We start from the raw sequence: 785 nt of genomic DNA, 5'->3' as shown, positions 1-785 counted from the left end.
GTCGATATTTGCCGCGCTGCGTCAGCAAGCAAAAACCTTGAATCAAGACCCGCTGCAACTGATTGCGGAGGCGATTCAGAAAGGACAATTTAATCTAAAAGATCTAGATTTTGACCTAAAATCGATCATGAAAGAAAAACAGTCAGCAGTTTTGCTTTCCGATCTTGTGAAGCAGAAGGACGACTATGTTAAGGGCAGAGAGACCGTTACCGACAAGAGTAAGCCCCAAAATTACGCTGAGGCGTTTAAAGCCCGCCAAGAATCATCGCTTGGCCTCTATCGAGCCGGGGAGGTGGGAGTCGAAAATGCCGGCATCCAATTTGGCACTTTGCCCATGCCAATCATTGGCAAAGCGCAGGGGTTGTTGGGCGATTTGGGTAATATTAGCGAGGAGGATATTAAGCGCGGGGGCCGCGAGCTTTCCGATAAAATCAATAAGCTCCTCAAGAAGTATCAGGAGAGCTTGAAGGAATCGGGGTTTAGCCCTGATTTTTCCCTTCCAACCCAAAGGCTGAATCCGCTATTGCCCGCGCCGATGGGGCTGCCCGTGCCGAAAGGGGAGAATTCTCCCACCTTGCAACAGGCAGTCTATTCACAGTCTTCGCTTATTCCTCAGGCTGCCGTCCCTTCGGCTCTACCAGCTAAGGCCGAACTCACGATTCACTTCACGGGCTTACCGTCTGGTGTGCAAGCCGAGGTGATGAGTGAGACGGAGTGGTTTAACATCCACACGAGCATGGGCTACAATTGCCATAGCCAAAAGTCCCTGCCGCCGGTGCCGCGCA

1 protein-coding gene is annotated in these 785 nt (G+C 51.6%); it reads left to right on the top strand.

The window, feature by feature from the left end:
* The coding region (locus VZ95_RS26285; protein ID WP_198148445.1) for a hypothetical protein at nt 1–785 on the top strand (785 nt) is incomplete at both ends.

It is taken from the genome of Elstera litoralis, assembly GCF_000963705.1.
Lineage (GTDB): Bacteria > Pseudomonadota > Alphaproteobacteria > Elsterales > Elsteraceae > Elstera > Elstera litoralis.
The sequence above is the reverse complement of the archived record's forward strand: the minus strand, read 5'-3'. Positions and strand labels throughout refer to the sequence as shown.